Origin of the sequence: Streptomyces sp. NPDC021080 (genome assembly GCF_044333225.1) — a bacterium.
Lineage (GTDB): Bacteria > Actinomycetota > Actinomycetes > Streptomycetales > Streptomycetaceae > Streptomyces.
The window spans coordinates 87,350-104,632 of sequence record NZ_JBIRQM010000001.1; the positions used below are offsets into that span (position 1 = coordinate 87,350).

Sequence of the window (17,283 nt, forward strand, 5' to 3'; positions counted from 1 at the left end):
ATCCGCATCCGCCGAGGAGGTGCCCTGAGGTGACCGAGACAGCGTCGCGCCCCACGCTGGAGGCCGTGGCCGCGCGGGCCGGGGTCTCCCGGGCCACCGTGTCGCGCGTCGTGAACGGTGGGGACGGAGTCCGCGAGCCGCTCGTCGAGCGGGTGCGCCGGGCCGTCGAAGAACTCGGGTACGTTCCGAACCAGGCCGCCCGCAGCCTCGTCACCCGGCGCCACGACGCCGTCGCGGTCGTGATCGCCGAGCCGGAGACCCGGGTCTTCGCCGACCCGTTCTTCGCACTCCAGCTCCGGGGCATCAGCAAGGAACTGACCGCCAACGACTCCCAGTTGGTGCTGCTGCTCACGGAAGGCCGCGACGACCACGCCCGCGTCGCCCGCTACCTCGCCGGCGGCCACGTCGACGGCGCGCTCGTCTTCTCGCTGCACCTGGACGACCCGTTGCCGGGCCTGATCCACGGCGCGGGTGTGCCGACCGTCTTCGGCGGGCGGCCCGGCTGGGGCGAGGGGGTCCGCGAAGCGGTCTACGTCGACTGCGACAACCGGGGCGGAGCCCGCCAGGCCGTCCGGCACCTCCTCGGTCTCGGGCGGACGCGCATCGCCCACATCACCGGCGCCCTCGACCAGACGTCCGCGGTCGACCGGCTCGACGGCTACCGGGACGTCATGGCCGATGCCGGTGCCGATCCCGCGCTCGTCGCGCAGGGCGACTTCACCCCCGCGGGCGGCGAACGCGCGATGCGGGAGCTGCTGGAGCGTCGCCCCGACCTGGACGCGGTGTTCGTGGCGAACGACCTGTCGGCCCTCGGCGTGCTGCGCGTGCTGCGTGAGCACGGCCGACGGGTGCCCGACGACGTCGCCGTGATCGGCTTCGACGACATGCTGCCGATCGCCGAACAGACGGATCCGCCGCTGACGACGGTGCGTCAGGACATAGAGGAGATGGGCCGGCTGATGGCCCGGCTGCTGATCCGCGGGCTGGAGGGCGGGTCCGGAGGGGAAGCCCCGGTGTCCCCGCACCCGGGAGTGGTCCTGCCGACGACGGTGGTGCACCGGGTCTCCGCGTAGGACCACCGCCGTGCGGCGAGGACCCGCCGGCCGGGAGGTCAGCTCTGCTGCGGCGCGCTCTTGATCACCGCGAAGCGTGCCCCGTACGGGTCGGCGAGCTTGGCCATGCGGCCGACGCCCTCCAGGTCCGTGGCGGGCATGCGGACCGTACCGCCGAGTTCCTGAGTCCTGGCGACCACGGCGTCCGTGTCGGGGACCTCGATGTACGGCAGCCAGTACGCGCCGGTCTTCGCCTCGACCGGGTCGTCGGCGAGCGGCATCAGACCGCCGAACATGCCCTCCTCCTCGGTCCCCGCCGGGTTGATGCAGGTGTAGATCCCGCCCGGGAACGAAACCGCCGAGGTGTTCCAGCCGAAGACCGAGTTGTAGAAGGCGGCGGCCGCCATGATGTCCGGGGTGACGAGCTCGACCCAGCACAGGGAACCCGGGTCGCCGGCCATGCCCAGGCCCTTGGTCCGCCCCGGCTGCCAGACGCCGAAGGTCACGCCCGCCTCGTCGGCGAGCATGGCCATGTGCCCCTCGCCCATCACGTCCATGGGCGGCATGAGCACCGTGCCCTTGGCCTGCTCGGCCGCCTTGGCGGTGGCCTCGGCGTCCGCGGTCCGGAAATAGACGTTCCAGGACGGCGGGCCCTGCTCGGCGGTGATCTGCATGCCCCCGGCCACGGTCTTCCCGTCGACCTGGAAGAAGCCGTAGCCACCGGCATCGGGCCCCGCCGACAGGAACCGCCAGCCGAAGACGTCTCCGTAGAAGGCGATGGCCCCCTCGATGTCGGGCGTGCCGACATCCAGCCAGTTCGGGGAGCCGTCGACGAAGTTGGTGGTGAGCATGATTGTCCTCCTTCGAGGGGCCTCGTTCCCTTTGGCGTCCACTCTTCCACCGCCCACTGACAATCGCCGTGGAGACGTGCGGACCGCCCGGAGCGGCGATCCCGTTCACGCCGGGTGGTCGCCGCGATTCTCGTCGTAGCCGAGTTCCTCCGCGCGCCGCCGTGCCCCCGGCCCTGTCGCGGGTCCATCATCGAGGCCGCCGGACGCCTCGGAACGCGGCGTTGATCCTGTGTTGATCGAACGTTTTTCGCAGCGGGGCACGCTCGTGTGCATGTACTCGCAAACCATCACTCCGTCCGACCTCGCCTGGCAGGAGCAGGCGTTGTGCGCGCAGACGGGGGCGGACTTCTTCTTTCCCGAACCGGGCAGTTCGGTGCGCGACGCGAAGCGCATCTGCGGGATGTGTGCGATGCGATCCGCGTGCCTCGACTACGCGCTGAGCAACGACGAACGCTTCGGCGTGTGGGGTGGGCTCTCCGAGAAGGAGCGCCTGGGACTGCGGCGCGCCCAGGAGTGACACGAGCCCCGGGCCGCGTCCGGCCCGGGCTGCCCTCTCCACGGGTCCGAGCACCCCTTTTCACCGGTCCGGCACCCCGCTTCACGGGTCCGGGTACCTCCTTCGGCCGGTCGGGGGCGCTCCGTTTCGCCGGTCGGCGTCGTTCTCCCGCCCCGATCCCGTCCGAGCACTCCGGTTGCCCTGATCCCCCTGACCGCCGTGGTTGCCCTGATCGCGCTGATCGCGCGGCTCATCGGAGTGAGCGGCCTGTCATATGCGCATGGACCGTGCCAAATGTGCACATGACGTCCTCTGACCGTTGTCACCGACACCGAAAGGGACGTCATGGCCGACAGCAAGGCCGCCAAAGCGAGGAAAGCCGCAGGGGCGATCGGACTCGTGACCCCGACGGGAAGGCCCGCCCCCGCGGCGGCTCCCCGGGCCGACGAGGAATGGGAGCTGCCGGGCGGCAGCGCCCAGGTCTACTACGGCGAGGGCCAGAAAGGTGTGGTCCGGCCGGTGATCCTGGCCGACGGGTTCGACCTGGGGCCGACCGACTTCGACTGGCTGTGGGACGGGCTGGAGAACGGCAGGTTCCCGTTCATCAGCGAGCTGCGGCGGCGGGGGCGCACGCTGATCCTCGTCGGGTTCGAGGAGCGCAGCGAGTCGATCCTGCGCAACGCCGAGACGATGATGGCCGCGATCATGCGGACCATCGCGGAGCAGCTCGACGACACCCGTCTGCTCGCCGGCGGGTTCAGCATGGGCGGCATCGTCGCCCGCTACGCGCTGGCCAGGATGGAACTGCAGCGCATGGACCACCGGGTCGGCTGTTACGTGTCGTTCGACAGCCCGCACCGGGGGGCGTGGGTGCCGATCGGACTCCAGGCGTTCGCGCACTACCTCGCCGACGCCGGCGACGACACCTACCTGCGGCAGATCGGCAGCCCGGCCTCGCAGCAGATGCTCTGGCGCCACCTGGACGCTCTCGACGGCACGCCGAAGGAGAGTCCGCTGCGCAGGGAGTTCAAGGAGCAGTTGCAGAAGGTGGGCGACTGGCCGCGCATTCCGCGCCTGATCGGGGTCTCCAGCGGTCGCGGTGACGGCGTGGGCAACGGGGTGCGCGCCGGGGCGAAGGCGCTGACCTGCGCCGGGCCGCTCTTCGACGGGACCTACTTCCTCGCCCAGCCCAAGGGCGAGGCGGCGGAGGTGGCCGTGCTCGACGGCATCCTCGGCGGACCGCACACGATCACCACGAGCGGGTTCCCCGAGCTGGACGGCGCGCCCGGCGGGACCCTCGAGTCGTTCGGCATCGTCGGGGACACGCTCAAGGCGTTCGGCGAGAACATCGACATGATCCACCGGTCCGTGTGCTTCGTCCCGTCCGTCAGCGCGGTCGCCATCCGTGACCTGGACCGGCAGGAGGACCTGTACACCAACATCGACGAGCTGCCTCCGGAGGAGTCCGAGCTCGACGACTTCCTGCTGTCGCAGGACAACGACCCGCACGCCCTCATGACGGAGGACATCGGGCGCTGGGTCCTGGACCGGCTGCCTGACTAGAACGGCCGGCCCGGACCGGGGACGCCCGTGTGCGTCCGGTCATCCAGGACGTACACGGGCGGTGGCCTGCCCGCGCCAGGGCCCGGGGGCCCCGCCGCGCGGGCGGGCGGGAGTCACGCGGTGGCGCGGGCCGCCATCCGGGCCTTGCGGGCGGCGAGCTTCTCGTCGAACTTCGAGGCCTCGGCGTCCAGGCCGCCCATGAAGAAGCCGAGCTCCTCCTGGGCCTTCAGGCCCTCGGGGCCGAGGCCACCGATCTCCAGGACCTTGAGGTGGCGCAGCACCGGCTGGAGCACGTCGTCGTGGTGGATGCGCATGTTGTAGACCTCGCCGATGGCCATCTGCGCGGCCATGCGCTCGAAGCCGGGCATGCCGTGACCGGGCATCCGGAAGTTGACGACGACGTCACGGCACGCCTGCATGGTCAGGTCGGGGGCGAGCTCGAACGCGGCCTTCAGCAGGTTGCGGTAGAAGACCATGTGCAGGTTCTCGTCGGTCGCGATGCGCGACAGCATGCGGTCGCAGACCGGGTCGCCCGACTGGTGTCCGGTGTTGCGGTGCGAGATGCGGGTCGCCAGCTCCTGGAAGGCGACGTACGCGACCGAGTGCAGCATCGAGTGACGGTTGTCCGACTCGAAGCCCTCGCTCATGTGCTGCATCCGGAAGGCCTCGAGCTTGTCCGGGTCCACCGCGCGCGAGGCGAGCAGGTAGTCGCGCATCACGATGCCGTGCCGGCCCTCCTCCGCCGTCCAGCGGTGCACCCAGGTGCCCCAGGCGCCGTCCCGGCCGAACAGGGACGCGATCTCGTGGTGGTAGCTCGGGAGGTTGTCCTCGGTGAGCAGGTTGACGACGAGCGCGATCCGGCCGATCTCGGTGACCTTGGACTGCTCCTTGCCCCAGGCCTCGCCGTCCTCGAACTGCCCCGGGAAGTTGCGGGCGTCGCTGAAGGGCACGTACTCGTGCGGCATCCAGTCCTTGGCGACCTTCAGGTGGCGATTGAGCTCCGTCTCGACGACTTCCTCCAGCGCGTACAGCAGGCGGGCGTCGGTCCAGGCGGCCGACGGGCTGCCGAGGTCGGGAGAAGTGATCGTCACGGGTGCTCCAGGGGGGACGGGACAACGAGCGGAAAAGCTAACCTACGGCATCGTAGGCTACGTCTCCGTAGGTTACGTCTCCGTAGGTTAAGGACCCCGTAAAGACCGCTGATCAGCGGTGTTGCGGGCGAGGGCATGCCGCCTCCCGGCCCATGCCGGCGAGACCCGGGGCGTCGAAGTGCCGGGGCCGTACGGATGGCTCGCTCACTCGTTCAGGCGTACAGCTCCCGAAGTCTCACCGAGAGACACGTCACACAGCCCTCGAGCTTCTCGAACTCGCCGATGTCCACCACGACCGGTTCGTGGCCGAGGTCGGCGAACAGTTCCGCGGTCTTCGGGGCGGACGCCGCCATCAGCAGTCTGCCGCCGCCGAGGAGCACCACGTGGGCCCCGGACTCCTCCGGCACCGCCAGGAAGCGCGGGAAGAGGGAGGGGGTGTCCACCAGCGGCTCGTGCCCGATCACCGTCCCGTCGGGCAGCGCGGTGACCGCCGACTTCAGATGCAGGACCTTGCTGACGGGAACGGCGACGACCCGTGCGCCGAGCGGTTCGAAGACCGTCCGCAGCTGCTGGACCCCGGCCGCGTTCGTCCGGCCGCCGCGGCCGACGTAGATCGTGTCGCCCACCTTCAGGATGTCGCCCCCGTCGAGGGTGCCGGGGTCCCAGATCCAGTTCACCGAGCAGCCGAGGCGCGCCACCGCCTCCTCCACCCCCGCGGTCTCGGCCCGGCGGGACTCGGCGCCGGGCCGGGCGATGAGCGCGACATTGCGGAAGACGACGACGGCGTCCTCGACGAACACCGAGTCCGGACAGTCGTCGGCCGGGTCCACCTCCACGGTCTCCCAGCCGTGCGTGCGCAGTGCCTCGGTGTACGCCTCCCACTGCTCGACCGCGAGGTCGACGTCCACCGCCGTGCGTTCCACGTGCGTCACCAGCCCCTCGGCGAGGCGGGGGCCGGGCCTGCGGACGAGCGCTTTCTGACTGGGCACGGGCGGGTCTCCGTATCGGCTGGGGGTGTCGGCGCAACATCATGCAGCGCGGTTCGCGCGCGCAAAAGGCCCCCGGCGTGACGCCGGGCACCGCCCACCCCCGACGCTAGGCCGCCTCCGCCTCCCGCACTATGAGGAATACCCGACAGTTTCCGGAGCGATTTCTTTCAGTTCTCCTCCTTCCAGCAGCAGCTGCCGCGTGATGCCGATCGACCTCAGGAACGGCATGTCGTGGCTGGCGACGATCAGTGTCCCTTCGTAGGACTCCAGGGCCGTGGTGAGCTGCCGGACGCTCGCCATGTCGAGGTTGTTCGTCGGCTCGTCGAGCATCAGGAGCTGCGGGGCGGGGTCGGCCAGCATCAGGGCCGCGAGTGCCGCGCGGAAGCGCTCGCCGCCGGAGAGCGTCGCCGCCCGCTGGTCGGCCTTGGCCCCCTTGAACAGGAAGCGGGCGAGACGGGCCCGGATCCGGTTGTCGGTGGCGGCGGGAGCGTACCGGGCCACGTTCTCGGCGACGCTCAGCTCGTCGTCCAGGACGTCGAGCCGCTGCGGCAGGAAGCGCAGGGGCACATGGGCGTGCGCCTCGCCGGACACGGGGTCCAGCTCCCCGGCGATCGTGCGCAGGAGTGTCGTCTTGCCCGCTCCGTTGCGCCCGATGAGCGCGACGCGCTCGGGTCCGCGGAGATCGAACACCCCGTTCACCCGCGAGCCGTGCTGCAGTTCCAGCCGGTCGAGGGTGAGAACGGTGCGCCCCGGCGGTACGGCCGTGTACGGCAGGTCGATCCGGATCAGATCGTCGTCGCGTACGGCCTCCACCGCCTCGTCGAGACGCTCCTTCGCCTCGCCGAGCCTGCCCTCGTGCAGGAGCCGGTGCTTGCCGGCGGATTCCTGGGCCGACCGCTTGCGCGCCCCCATGACGATCTTCGGTTCGCGCTTCTGCTCGTACATCTTCTGTCCGTACCGCCTGCGTCGGGCCAACTTGACCTGAGCGTCGACCAGTTCGCGTTTCTGTTTCTTCAGATCGGACTCGGCGACGCGCACCATGCGTTCCGCCGCCTCCTGTTCGGCGGCGAGCGCCTCCTCGTACGCGGAGAAGTTCCCGCCGTACCAGGTGACCTCGCCGGAGTGCAGATCGGCGATCTGGTCGGCCAGGTCGAGGAGTTCACGGTCGTGGCTGACCACGATCATGACCCCGGACCAGGCTTCCACGGCCGCGTACAGCCGCTGTCGCGCGTACAGGTCGAGGTTGTTCGTGGGTTCGTCGAGCAGCAGGACGTCGGGCCGGCGCAGCAGGAGCGCGGCCAGCCGCAGCAGCACCGACTCGCCACCGGAGACCTCGCCGATCGTGCGGTCCAGGTCGATGTGCCCGAGCCCGAGTTCGCCGAGGGTCGCGCGGGCCCGCTCCTCGACGTCCCAGTCGTCGCCGACCACGTCGAAGTGCTCGTCGGCCACGTCGCCCGCCTCGATCGCGTGCAGCGCGGCGCGGACCGCGCGGATGCCGAGTGCCTCGTCGACCCGCAGCCCGGTGTCGAGGGTGACGTTCTGCGGCAGGTGACCGACCTCGCCGGCGACCCGGACGGTGCCGTCGGCCGGGGTGAGCCGTCCGGCGATCAGCTTCAACAGGGTTGATTTGCCGGAGCCGTTGGCACCGACGAGTCCGGTGATGCCGGGTCCGAAGGCGACCTGGAGACCGTCGAAGACCTCGGTGCCGTCCGGCCAGGCGAAGGACAGGGACGTACAGGTGATGGAAGTGGGGGACGTTGACATACAGGCCTCGCGATTGCTGGATGCGGTCGGGGGTACGCGTACGGGACACCGCGAGGCGACGACGATCCGGTTCGGAGGAGAGCGAGAAGAAGGCTCCGCACACCCGAGGACGGCTCCAACGCCGAGGTCGCACGCTGCGCACACACCGGTCCGACAGGACCTACGGGGTGTGACGCGGTGTCTCAGACCTCAGACGAGCAACGTCCTTCTCCATTCGACGGCAACAGAACCGCTGTACACCGTAGGAACGATCCCGAGGGCTGTCAAAGGATTAACGCGGCCCACCGACGAACCGAGGAGACCCCGTGCCGAACGGCCCGCTCTCGTTGCCCGCCCGGCTCTACCTCCTGGCGTGGGACACCACGAAACGGAGGATCACCGGCTCCACCCACCTCCACCACCTGGTGCGCGCCGGCGCGCTCACCGAGCTCGCCCAGCGCGGGCTCCTCGTCGACGACGACGGCATCGTCACTCCCGTCGACCCCGACTCCCGGACCGGGGACGTCGTCCTCGACGGACTCCTGGAACTCGTGTCGGAGTCCCGGCCCCGGCGGTGGAAGACGTGGGTCACCTCACGGGCCCGGATCACCCTGGACGCCGTACGCGCCCAGCTCGCCGCCGACGGGTATCTGCGGGCGGAGCGGAAGCGGGTCCTCGGGATCTTCCCGTCCGTCGAGTACGAGCTGGACCGGGTGCCCGTGGTGGAGGCCCTGCGCGCGGAGGCGCGAGAGGTGCTGGAGGGGCCGGTGCCCGTCGCCGACGTCGGCGACCGCGACGCGGCCCTCGTCGCACTGGCCACCGCGGCCGAGCTGCGCACCTTCGCCTCGCCCAAGGAACGCAAGGCGCACCGGACCCGCATCGACGAACTCGCCGAACGCGGCGGCGCCGCGGCCCCCGCCCTGCGGAAGGTCATCCAGGACGTCCGTACGGCCGTGGTCGTGGCGGCCACGACGGCCTCCTCCACGACCACGGCGACGACCACGGCGAACTGAACGACCAGGGAGAACTGAACGACCACGGAGAACTGAACGACCACGGAGAACTGAACGACCACGGCGACACGCCCTCACGTACATGTCGGTTTCCTGCCAGCCGGTCGCGCCCCGGCCGTGTTTGGGTTGGTCCCATGACCGACACCGAGCAACTCCGCACATCCGCCCGCGCCTTCCGCGCCCTGCACGTACCCGGCCGCCCCCTCGTCCTGGCGAACGCCTGGGACGCGGTGACCGCGCGGATCGTCGAAGAGGCCGGCGCCGCCGCCGTGGCGACGACGAGCGCGGGCCTCGCCTGGGCCCTCGGCGTGGCGGACGGGGACCGGCTGGAGCGGGACGGCGCGCTCGCGGCCGTCGCGCGGATCACCGCCGTGGTCCGGGTGCCGGTCAGCGCGGACATCGAGAACGGGTACGCGTCCGACGCCGAGGGCGTGGGCGACACCGTCCGCGCGGTGCTCGCGGCGGGCGCGGTGGGCGTGAACATCGAGGACGCCCTCTACGGGGAGGGGGCCGGGCCGCTGCGTCCGGCGGCGGAGCAGGCGGAGCGCATCGCGGGGGCCCGCGCCGCCGCCGACGCGGCCCAGGTGCCGCTGTTCGTCAACGCCCGCATCGACACCTTCCTGCGCGGCTCGGGCGATGTGGAGGAGACCCTGGAGCGGGCCGCCGCCTTCCTGGCCGCGGGCGCGGACGGGGTCTTCGTCCCCGGAGTGGTCGATCCGGCGACCGTGAAGGCCCTCGTCGAGGGCATCGACGGCCCCCTCAACATTTTGGTGGGCCCCGGGGCGCCGCCCGTCGAAGAACTGGCCGCGCTCGGCGTGGCCCGGATCAGCGCCGGATCGAGCATCGCGGCGGCCGCGCACGGCCTGGTCCGGCGTGCCGCGCGGGAGCTGCTGGACACGGGGACCTACGAGACCCTGACCGGCGGGTTCGACTACGCCGGCCTCAACGCCTTGATGGGACGCGCCGGCTGACGGTACCCGCGTCGCGTCAGCAGGTGCCCCGCATGAGCTCCGCCAGATCGTGGTCCAGGTCCACCTGGAGGTGCTCCAGTCCGACCGGCACCAGCTCGGTGGTCTGCCGGAGGAAGTTCCGCACCTCGCCCGAGCGCACGTGGACCACGGCGGTGCCCTCGGGGGCGTGGAACTCCAGCACGGTGCGGTCGAAGCCGTACGGCCGCACCCGCACGTCGCCGTGCCCCACCGCGTCCTCGAGGCCCGACACGAGCAGTTCACGGGCGAAGGTCCAGCAGACCTCGACGCCTTCGAGCGTGGCGGGGGCGGGGAAGGTCATGCGGACGGCGAACGGGTCGGTCCGGTCGTAGTGGAGCGTGGCCGGAATGCTCGGCATCCGCGGCGCGGCGGCGACGAGGCGGGCCTCTACGGGCTGCTCGATGACGGTGGACAACGCCTTGCTCCCTTGTGACGGCTGGACGGACTCCGGGCGGATGAAGCCGGTCAATTGAAGAGACGGAAGAAAGACCCGGCGCGTGCACCTCCGAGCCGAGTGACCTCTGTCACCGAGGTCAAGCACAGGAAGATCAACTTTCTCCGGTCGCCCGGAGGATCTGCTTTCTCCGGTCGGTGATCCCTTTCCGTTCCGCACTCGCCCGACACCGAAGAGGACATCCGGGCGGCCCCCGAGGTTCCCGCCGACCGCCATATGGACACCATCGGGGGACGGAGGCCATCTGGACGCCGTCGGGGGAGTGCACTAGCTTCGCCCGCCATGAGGGCCTTGGGGAAGACGAGACGCACGGGCCGGACGATCGGCGTGGGACCGGCGGCGGCCGCACTCGCCGCGGCACTCGTGGTGGCGGCGCCCGCGGTGGCGGCGCCCGCACCGGCGCACGACACGGCACGGACCCCGCACTGGGCGCTCAAGGACAGCGGTACGGACGCGCGCTTTCGCGGACTGTCGGCGGTCAGCCGGGACACAGCCTGGGTGGCCGGCTCGAAGGGCACCGTGCTGCGCACCACCGACGGCGGCGCGCACTGGAACAACGTGTCGCCGCCCGGGGTCGCGGACCTGGAGTTCCGCGACATCGAGGCGTTCGACGCGCGGCGCGCCGTGGTCCTGGCCATCGGCGAGGGCGAGGCGTCCCGCGTCTACCGGACCGAGGACGGCGGCACCACCTGGACCGAGTCCTTCCGCAACACCGACGCCGCGGCCTTCTACGACTGCCTCACCTTCCTCGACCGGCGGCACGGCCTGGCGGTGAGCGACCCGGTGGACGGCAGGTTCCGGATCCTGTCGACCAGCGACGGCGGCCGCTCCTGGAAGGTGCTGCCGGGCGACGGGATGCCCGCCGCGCAGGACGGCGAGGCGGGCTTCGCCGCGAGCGGCCAGTGTCTGGTCGGTTCCGGGCCCCGTGACGTGTGGCTGGCCACGGGAGGGGGCGCGACCGCGCGCGTGCTGCACTCCGCCGACCGCGGGCTGACCTGGACGGCCGCCGACACGCCGGTCCCCGCGGGTGACCCGGCGCGCGGTGTCTTCGCCCTCGCCTTCCGCGACCGCGCGCACGGACTCGCGGTGGGCGGCGACTACCGCGCCGACCAGCCCTCACCGCGGGCCGCGGCGACCACCCCCGACGGCGGCCGCACCTGGACCACCGCGGACCGGCCCCCGCCCGCCTACCGCTCCGGCGTCACCTGGCTTCCGCACAGCCGCACCGCCGCCCTCGCGGTCGGCCCCACCGGCACCGATCTGACGAGCGACGGCGGCCGCACCTGGCGCACCCTGGACACCGGCTCGTTCGACACCGTGGACTGCACCCCTGACCTGGGCTGCTGGGCCTCCGGCGAGAAGGGCCGGATCGCCCGGCTGGAGCGCTGAGGGACGGGGAGGGTTCCCGGCCGAGGACCTCAGGGCCCTCGGCCGGGGGCTCCGGGGTCCTCGGCCGAGGGCTCCTCGGTCCTCAGCCCAGGGTCTCGCGGTAGCGCTCCAGACCTGGCGCCGTCTTCGTCGCCGCGAACTCGGTGACGCGGTACGCGCACACGCCCGCGGCGACGAACGGGTCGCCCGCGGCGATCTCCTCGATCCGCGCCCGGTCGTCCGCGACGGCCAGGATCACACCGCCGTCGCGGGGGTTCTTGCGTCCCGAGGCGAGGAAGGTCCCGGCCGCGTACTGCTCGTCCAGCCAGGCGACATGGGCCTCCAGGACGGCGTCGACGGCTTCGAGCGGCGCGGTGTAGGACAGCTCCAGTACGAACATGATCACGAGCTTACTCCCGGCCCGCCCGCCACCCGGGTGCCCGGCCCCGCGCACACGGTCCCATCAAGAGCCTTGCGCCGGCGCCCCGTTGAGCCGGTCCGGCACGGACTCCGAGGGACGCCCCGGGCGACGGGCCGCAACGGGGCCGCCGGGACCGGCCCCGTGCGGGCCGCCCCGGGCGGTCGGGGGCGAGGCGCCGCCCGTAGGCTCGTTCCCATCATGACGATCGTGAGCATCCCCGCGGGCTGGCCCGCCACCGAGGAACAAGCCCGCGCCGTGCAGGACGAGTTGCGCGGGCGGGTGGTGCTCGACGAGCCGGGCCCGCCGCCCGGCACCGGCCGGGTGACGGGCGTCGACGTCGCCTACGACGACGAGCGCGATGTCGTCGTCGCGGCGGCCGTCGTCCTCGACGCCGCGACCCGCGAGGTCGTGGCGGAGGCCACCGCCGTCGGCCGGGTCTCCTTCCCGTACGTCCCCGGACTGCTCGCCTTCCGTGAGATCCCGACCGTCATGGCCGCACTCGACGCCCTGCCCTGCCCGCCGGGCCTGGTCGTCTGCGACGGCTACGGTCTCGCCCACCCGCGCCGTTTCGGCCTCGCCAGCCACCTCGGCGTCCTCACCGGCCTCCCCACGATCGGGGTGGCCAAGAACCCGTTCACCTTCTCCTACGAGGAGCCGGGCGTCCGGCGCGGCAGCGCCTCACCGCTGCTCGCGGGTCCCGACGAGGTGGGCCGCGCCCTGCGCACCCAGGACGGGATCAAGCCCGTGTTCGTGTCCGTCGGCCACCGCGTGGACCTCGACAACGCCTGCGCCCACACGCTCGCGCTCACCCCGGAGTACCGTCTGCCGGAATCCACCCGCCGGGCGGACTCCCTGTGCAGACGGGCCCTCCGGCAGGAAACGGCCTGATTCCGGCACCGGGCGGGAACCACCCGGATCCGGCACCGGGCGGGAACCGGCCCGATCCCAGTCGGCAGGAAGCGGCCTGATCTCCCCGGCCGGTGGGCAACGGCCTGTTTCCCCCGCCCGCCGAGGTGCCCGGTGCACGTGAGTACGGCTTCTGAGTACCCGTACGGATGTACGGCCGCGGCGCCACCGGCAGGCTGATCCGCATGACGACGCACCGGGCCTCGGAGCCCTCCGCCGAACCCGCCCGAGCCGCCGGGCGCGCGGTGACGACCGCGCTGGTCCTCGCGGTCTCGGCCGGCCTCGCCTGGACGGGCGGGATGATCTACACGGTGATCGTCTGGGCGTCGTGAGGACCGAGCGGCCCTCACGAACGCGCCGTGCCCGCCGGATTCCGGCCTCCTAGCGCACCGCCGCCACCCGGAAGGTGATCCCGGCCGCGCGGAGCCGTTCCAGCAGCGCGTCACCCATCGCCACCACGGGCGTGACCTGTCCGGACGTCTTCGGCAGGTCGTCGAGGGCCAGGGACAGCGCGGACTCCGCGAGCATCTTCGCGGTCTCGCCGTATCCGGGGTCGCCGCCCGAGACCTCGGTGTACACGCGCCGGCCGCCGCCCTCGCCCACGAAGCGCACCGAGAACCAGCTCTTCGCGCGGCGCTCGGCGCTCGGTCCCTCGCCCGGCTTGATCCGGTCGGACAGCCAGCGCCGGGCGGGCGGAAGCTGGGCGGCGGCGAAGAGCGCGCTCACCCCGGCGACTCCGCCGAGGGCGACGGGCAGCCGCTCGACGGCCGCGTAGTGGCGGTAGCGGAAGTCCGGCCCGTAGCGCGCCAGGGCCCGCGCCGAGCGCTGCACCACCTGGGCGTCGATCGTGGGCAGCGGCAGGGCCCAGGCCCCGACCTCCTTGGCGAACCGGGGCGCGCCCAGCGGGGCCTGGACCCGCCGCCCCATCAGGCGCGGTTCGTGGTACCTGCGCTCCCGCGCCGCGGCGAGGACGTGCCGGCCGCGCGCGAACTGGCCCAGCGCGGAGGCGAAGGTGCCGCCCGAGAACATCGCCCGGGAGCGCACGAATCCCTCCACCCGCAGCGGCACGTCCTCCGGAAGCTGCTGGACGGTGAAGTAGGCGCCCAGGTCGTGCGGGACCGAGTCGAAGCCGCAGGCGTGCACCAGCCGCGCGCCCGTCTCCCGCGCGCGTGCGTCGTGCCGGACGTACATCAGGTCCACGAACTCGGGCTCGCCGGTCAGGTCCAGATAGTCGGTCCCGGCGTCCGCGCAGGCGGCCACCAGGTCCTCTCCGTAGGTGATGTACGGCCCCACGGTCGAGGCCACGACACGCGCCTGCCCGGCGAGCTCGCGCACCGAGTCCGGGTCCGTGACATCCGCCCGCAGCACACCGGGAGCGCCGCCGAGCCGCTCCCGCAGCCGTTCCAGCTTCCCGGCGCTGCGTCCGGCGATCGCCCACCGCAGTCCCTCGGGCGCGTGAGCCGCCAGATATTCCGCGGTGAGCTCCCCGACGAACCCCGTGGCTCCGAAGAGCACGATGTCGTACGCGCGGTCCGGCTCGTTAAGCCTGCTCATGACACCCTCCACCACTGTGGGCTGCGCTGGAACGTGCGGTGCGCGCCACGTCGTGCGCGAAGCGCCGTTGTCGGTGGCTGAGGCTAGCGTGAGCTACGAACAGTCGGACGACGAGGTCGCACGAACAGGCCGGAGGCAGCCGTGGCCGTGTCGGAAAACGCGCCGAAAAAGTGGCAGAAGGTGCGCGGGTCCATGCCCGGCCCGCCCGGCGCCGCGAAGGAGTTCCCCGCCGAGGGGAGCTGCCGCGTCATAGCCCCCGAGGCGGATCCCGGAACGGGAATTTAACTAAGCGCTTGCTCGTTAGGGGCTTGCCCGGAGTGGAACACGTTCTTAACATCACTGATGTCACATCAGTGGTGTCACAGTGCTGGGGGCTTGATGACAGCGGCAGGAACGCCGGGGCACGGTCCCCTCGCCGGGGTGCGCGTGGTCGAGCTGGCGGGCATCGGTCCCGGCCCGTTCGCCGCCATGCTGCTCGCCGACCTCGGAGCCGACGTCGTCCGGGTGGACCGGCCCGGCGGCCCCGGGCTCGGGGTCGACCCGGCCCACGACATCGTCAACCGCAACAAGCGGTCCGTGATCATCGACCTCAAGGCCGAGGACGGCGCGTCCCGCGTCCTCGACCTGGCCGAACGGGCCGACATCCTGATCGAGGGCTACCGGCCCGGCGTGGCCGAGCGCCTGGGCGTCGGCCCCGAGGACTGCCGTGCCCGCAACCCGAGGCTCGTCTACGGCCGGATGACCGGGTGGGGCCAACAGGGCCCGCTCGCCCAGCGCGCCGGGCACGACATCGCCTACATCGCGCTCACCGGCACCCTCGGGATGATCGGCGACCCGGACGAGCCGCCGGCCGTCCCCGCGAACCTCCTCGGCGACTACGCGGGCGGTTCGCTCTACCTCGTCGTCGGCCTCCTCGCCGCCCTGCACCACGCGCGCGCCACCGGCACCGGGCAGGTCGTGGACGCGGCCATCGTCGACGGCACCGCACACCTCTCGACGATGATCCACGGCATGATCGCCGCGGGCGGCTGGCAGGACCGGCGCGCCGCCAACCTCCTGGACGGCGGCTGCCCGTACTACGGGACCTACGAGACCGCCGACGGCCGGTACATGGCCGTCGGCCCCCTGGAAAAGCGCTTCTACGACGAGTTCGTCGACCTGCTCGGCATCCCCGGACTCGCCCCGGCGCACAAGGACCCGGCGCGCTGGGAGGAACTGCGCGCCACGGTCGCCGACCGCTTCCGGACCCGTACGCGCGACGAGTGGACCGCCGTCTTCGAGGGCACCGACGCGTGTGTGGCGCCGGTCCTGTCCCTGCGCGAGGCGCCCGGGCACCCGCACCTCGCCGCCCGGAGCACCTTCGTCGACCACGGAGGCATCACCCAGCCCGCCCCCGCGCCGCGCTTCTCGGCCACCCCCACCTCCGTCCGCGGCGGTCCCGCCCTGCCGGGCGCCGACACCGCCGACGTGGCCCGCGACTGGGACGTGCCCCGGCTGACGAAGGACGGTGGCTGATGGAGGCTCACCGGCCGCTCGTCACCGGCGGGGCCCCGGCGCCCGCCCGTCCCCGCGCAAGCCTCCCCACCGCCCTCCACGAGGGCCTCCGTACCCACTCCAGGAAGGCGCTTCCCGCATGAAGCGGCAGATCTTCACCGCCGAGCACGACGCGTTCCGCGAGACCGTGCGCACCTTCCTCGCCAAGGAGGTGCTGCCCCACTACGAACAGTGGGAGAAGGACGGCATCGTCTCCCGCGAGGCCTGGCGGGCGGCCGGGAAGCAGGGCCTGCTCGGCCTCGCCGTGCCCGAGGAGTACGGAGGCGGCGGGAACACCGACTTCCGCTACAGCGCCGTACTCGCCGAGGAGTTCACGCGCGCGGGAGCGGCCGGTCTGGCCCTCGGACTGCACAACGACATCATCGGCCCGTATCTGACGGACCTCGCCACCGAGGAACAGAAGCGGCGCTGGCTGCCCGGCTTCTGCGACGGCTCGGTCATCACGGCGATCGCGATGACCGAACCCGGCGCCGGCTCCGACCTCCAGGGCATCAAGACGCACGCCGAGGACAAGGGCGACCACTTCCTGCTCAACGGATCCAAGACCTTCATCTCCAACGGCATCCTCGCCGACCTGGTGATCGTGGTCGCCAGGACCACCCCCGAGGGCGGGGCGCACGGACTGTCGCTGCTCGTCGTCGAACGGGGCACGGAAGGCTTCGAGCGCGGCCGCAACCTCGACAAGATCGGCCAGAAGTCGCAGGACACCGCCGAGTTGTTCTTCAACGACGTCCGCGTCCCCAAGGAGAACCTGCTCGGCGAGCTCAACGGCGCGTTCGTCCACCTGATGACCAACCTCGCGCAGGAGCGCATGGGCATCGCCGTCGCCGCCATCGCCGGAGCCGAACACCTGCTGGAGATCACCACCCAGTACGTCAAGGAGCGCGAGGCGTTCGGCCGGCCGCTCGCGAAACTCCAGCACATCCGGTTCGAGATAGCCGAGATGGCCACCGAGTGCGCCGTCACCCGCACCTTCCTCGACCGCTGCATCGTCGACCACTCGGACGGCGAACTCGACGCGGTGCACGCCTCCATGGCCAAGTGGTGGGCCACCGAACTGCAGAAGCGGGTCGCGGACCGGTGTCTGCAACTGCACGGCGGCTACGGCTACATGACGGAGTACCGGGTCGCACGGGCCTTCACCGACGGACGCATCCAGACCATCTACGGCGGGACGACCGAGATCATGAAGGAGATCATCGGCCGCTCCCTGCTCGGCTAACCCTCCCCGAAAGGCTT

Annotated in this window: 17 protein-coding genes; 10 read left to right on the forward strand and 7 right to left on the reverse strand. The window is 71.9% G+C overall.

The features are described from left to right. Nucleotides 1–29 precede the first annotated feature (29 nt). Complete coding sequence (locus ACH4S8_RS00380) at nucleotides 30–1,073, forward strand: LacI family DNA-binding transcriptional regulator (RefSeq protein WP_398389454.1); 1,044 nt, start codon at nucleotides 30–32, stop codon at nucleotides 1,071–1,073. 38 nt (nucleotides 1,074–1,111) lie between these two features. Here ACH4S8_RS00380 and ACH4S8_RS00385 read toward each other — a convergent pair whose 3' ends face one another. After that, nucleotides 1,112–1,903, reverse strand: a complete 792-nt coding sequence (locus ACH4S8_RS00385; RefSeq protein ID WP_398389456.1) for a VOC family protein — start codon at nucleotides 1,901–1,903, stop codon at nucleotides 1,112–1,114. 271 nt (nucleotides 1,904–2,174) lie between these two features. On the opposite strand from ACH4S8_RS00385, the gene ACH4S8_RS00390 reads away from it, so the two are divergent. Together ACH4S8_RS00390 and ACH4S8_RS00395 are read left to right on the forward strand one after the other, a co-directional pair. Further along, nucleotides 2,175–2,420, forward strand: coding sequence for a WhiB family transcriptional regulator (locus tag ACH4S8_RS00390; protein ID WP_398389457.1), 246 nt, complete (start codon nucleotides 2,175–2,177; stop codon nucleotides 2,418–2,420). Nucleotides 2,421–2,744: 324 nt separating this feature from the next. Next, on the forward strand, nucleotides 2,745–3,962 hold the full coding sequence (locus ACH4S8_RS00395) for an esterase/lipase family protein (RefSeq protein ID WP_398389459.1): 1,218 nt from the start codon (nucleotides 2,745–2,747) through the stop codon (nucleotides 3,960–3,962). Nucleotides 3,963–4,075: 113 nt separating this feature from the next. Here ACH4S8_RS00395 and ACH4S8_RS00400 read toward each other — a convergent pair whose 3' ends face one another. From ACH4S8_RS00400 to ACH4S8_RS00410, 3 genes are all read right to left on the reverse strand, one after another. Then, a complete protein-coding gene (locus ACH4S8_RS00400; protein ID WP_398389461.1) occupies nucleotides 4,076–5,053 on the reverse strand; it encodes an acyl-ACP desaturase in 978 nt (325 codons plus the stop codon). Between the two features lie 212 nt (nucleotides 5,054–5,265). Further along, a complete protein-coding gene (ddaH, locus tag ACH4S8_RS00405) occupies nucleotides 5,266–6,042 on the reverse strand; it encodes a dimethylargininase (RefSeq protein WP_398389463.1) in 777 nt (258 codons plus the stop codon). Nucleotides 6,043–6,171: 129 nt separating this feature from the next. Further along, nucleotides 6,172–7,806 carry an ABC-F family ATP-binding cassette domain-containing protein gene (locus ACH4S8_RS00410; RefSeq protein WP_398389465.1) on the reverse strand — a complete coding sequence of 545 codons (1,635 nt, stop codon included), beginning with the start codon at nucleotides 7,804–7,806 and terminating at the stop codon, nucleotides 6,172–6,174. A gap of 305 nt (nucleotides 7,807–8,111) precedes the next feature. On the opposite strand from ACH4S8_RS00410, the gene ACH4S8_RS00415 reads away from it, so the two are divergent. Beyond that, entirely contained in the window at nucleotides 8,112–8,798 is a 687-nt protein-coding gene (locus tag ACH4S8_RS00415) for a GPP34 family phosphoprotein (protein ID WP_398389467.1), read from the forward strand. Between the two features lie 134 nt (nucleotides 8,799–8,932). Then, nucleotides 8,933–9,769, forward strand: coding sequence for an isocitrate lyase/phosphoenolpyruvate mutase family protein (locus ACH4S8_RS00420; protein ID WP_398389468.1), 837 nt, complete (start codon nucleotides 8,933–8,935; stop codon nucleotides 9,767–9,769). 16 nt (nucleotides 9,770–9,785) lie between these two features. On the opposite strand, the gene ACH4S8_RS00425 is transcribed toward ACH4S8_RS00420, so the two are convergent. Beyond that, the gene (locus ACH4S8_RS00425; protein WP_398389469.1) at nucleotides 9,786–10,202 is read right to left on the reverse strand and encodes an SsgA family sporulation/cell division regulator; all 417 of its coding nucleotides are present in this window, start codon (nucleotides 10,200–10,202) and stop codon (nucleotides 9,786–9,788) included. 321 nt (nucleotides 10,203–10,523) lie between these two features. On the opposite strand from ACH4S8_RS00425, the gene ACH4S8_RS00430 reads away from it, so the two are divergent. Continuing rightward, complete coding sequence (locus ACH4S8_RS00430; protein WP_398389470.1) at nucleotides 10,524–11,630, forward strand: WD40/YVTN/BNR-like repeat-containing protein; 1,107 nt, start codon at nucleotides 10,524–10,526, stop codon at nucleotides 11,628–11,630. Between the two features lie 82 nt (nucleotides 11,631–11,712). On the opposite strand, the gene ACH4S8_RS00435 is transcribed toward ACH4S8_RS00430, so the two are convergent. Next, entirely contained in the window at nucleotides 11,713–12,009 is a 297-nt protein-coding gene (locus ACH4S8_RS00435; RefSeq protein WP_398389471.1) for a YciI family protein, read from the reverse strand. A 219-nt stretch (nucleotides 12,010–12,228) separates the two neighbouring features. On the opposite strand from ACH4S8_RS00435, the gene ACH4S8_RS00440 reads away from it, so the two are divergent. Together ACH4S8_RS00440 and mmpA are read left to right on the forward strand one after the other, a co-directional pair. Next, nucleotides 12,229–12,918, forward strand: a complete 690-nt coding sequence (locus tag ACH4S8_RS00440) for an endonuclease V (protein WP_398389472.1) — start codon at nucleotides 12,229–12,231, stop codon at nucleotides 12,916–12,918. 203 nt (nucleotides 12,919–13,121) lie between these two features. Then, complete coding sequence (mmpA, locus tag ACH4S8_RS00445; RefSeq protein ID WP_398389474.1) at nucleotides 13,122–13,268, forward strand: morphogenic membrane protein MmpA; 147 nt, start codon at nucleotides 13,122–13,124, stop codon at nucleotides 13,266–13,268. A gap of 49 nt (nucleotides 13,269–13,317) precedes the next feature. On the opposite strand, the gene ACH4S8_RS00450 is transcribed toward mmpA, so the two are convergent. Continuing rightward, complete coding sequence (locus tag ACH4S8_RS00450; RefSeq protein WP_398389476.1) at nucleotides 13,318–14,490, reverse strand: saccharopine dehydrogenase family protein; 1,173 nt, start codon at nucleotides 14,488–14,490, stop codon at nucleotides 13,318–13,320. 378 nt (nucleotides 14,491–14,868) lie between these two features. Here ACH4S8_RS00450 and ACH4S8_RS00455 point away from each other — a divergent pair, with 378 nt between their 5' ends. Both ACH4S8_RS00455 and ACH4S8_RS00460 read left to right on the forward strand, forming a co-directional pair. Then, the gene (locus ACH4S8_RS00455; RefSeq protein WP_398389477.1) at nucleotides 14,869–16,005 is read left to right on the forward strand and encodes a CaiB/BaiF CoA transferase family protein; all 1,137 of its coding nucleotides are present in this window, start codon (nucleotides 14,869–14,871) and stop codon (nucleotides 16,003–16,005) included. A gap of 118 nt (nucleotides 16,006–16,123) precedes the next feature. Beyond that, the gene (locus ACH4S8_RS00460) at nucleotides 16,124–17,266 is read left to right on the forward strand and encodes an acyl-CoA dehydrogenase family protein (protein ID WP_398389479.1); all 1,143 of its coding nucleotides are present in this window, start codon (nucleotides 16,124–16,126) and stop codon (nucleotides 17,264–17,266) included. The last annotated feature ends 17 nt before the right edge of the window (nucleotides 17,267–17,283 follow it).

Bases quoted from the DNA above. Each gene is read 5' to 3' on its own strand.
- ACH4S8_RS00385 (WP_398389456.1), bottom strand. From the start codon at position 1,903: ATGCTCACCACCAACTTCGTCGACGGCTCCCCGAACTGGCTGGATGTC.
- ACH4S8_RS00390 (WP_398389457.1), top strand. From the start codon at position 2,175: ATGTACTCGCAAACCATCACTCCGTCCGACCTCGCCTGGCAGGAGCAG.
- ACH4S8_RS00395 (WP_398389459.1), top strand. From the start codon at position 2,745: ATGGCCGACAGCAAGGCCGCCAAAGCGAGGAAAGCCGCAGGGGCGATC.
- ACH4S8_RS00410 (WP_398389465.1), bottom strand. From the start codon at position 7,806: ATGTCAACGTCCCCCACTTCCATCACCTGTACGTCCCTGTCCTTCGCC.
- ACH4S8_RS00420 (WP_398389468.1), top strand. From the start codon at position 8,933: ATGACCGACACCGAGCAACTCCGCACATCCGCCCGCGCCTTCCGCGCC.
- ACH4S8_RS00430 (WP_398389470.1), top strand. From the start codon at position 10,524: ATGAGGGCCTTGGGGAAGACGAGACGCACGGGCCGGACGATCGGCGTG.
- ACH4S8_RS00435 (WP_398389471.1), bottom strand. From the start codon at position 12,009: ATGTTCGTACTGGAGCTGTCCTACACCGCGCCGCTCGAAGCCGTCGAC.
- ACH4S8_RS00440 (WP_398389472.1), top strand. From the start codon at position 12,229: ATGACGATCGTGAGCATCCCCGCGGGCTGGCCCGCCACCGAGGAACAA.
- mmpA (WP_398389474.1), top strand. From the start codon at position 13,122: ATGACGACGCACCGGGCCTCGGAGCCCTCCGCCGAACCCGCCCGAGCC.
- ACH4S8_RS00450 (WP_398389476.1), bottom strand. From the start codon at position 14,490: ATGAGCAGGCTTAACGAGCCGGACCGCGCGTACGACATCGTGCTCTTC.
- ACH4S8_RS00455 (WP_398389477.1), top strand. From the start codon at position 14,869: ATGACAGCGGCAGGAACGCCGGGGCACGGTCCCCTCGCCGGGGTGCGC.
- ACH4S8_RS00460 (WP_398389479.1), top strand. From the start codon at position 16,124: ATGAAGCGGCAGATCTTCACCGCCGAGCACGACGCGTTCCGCGAGACC.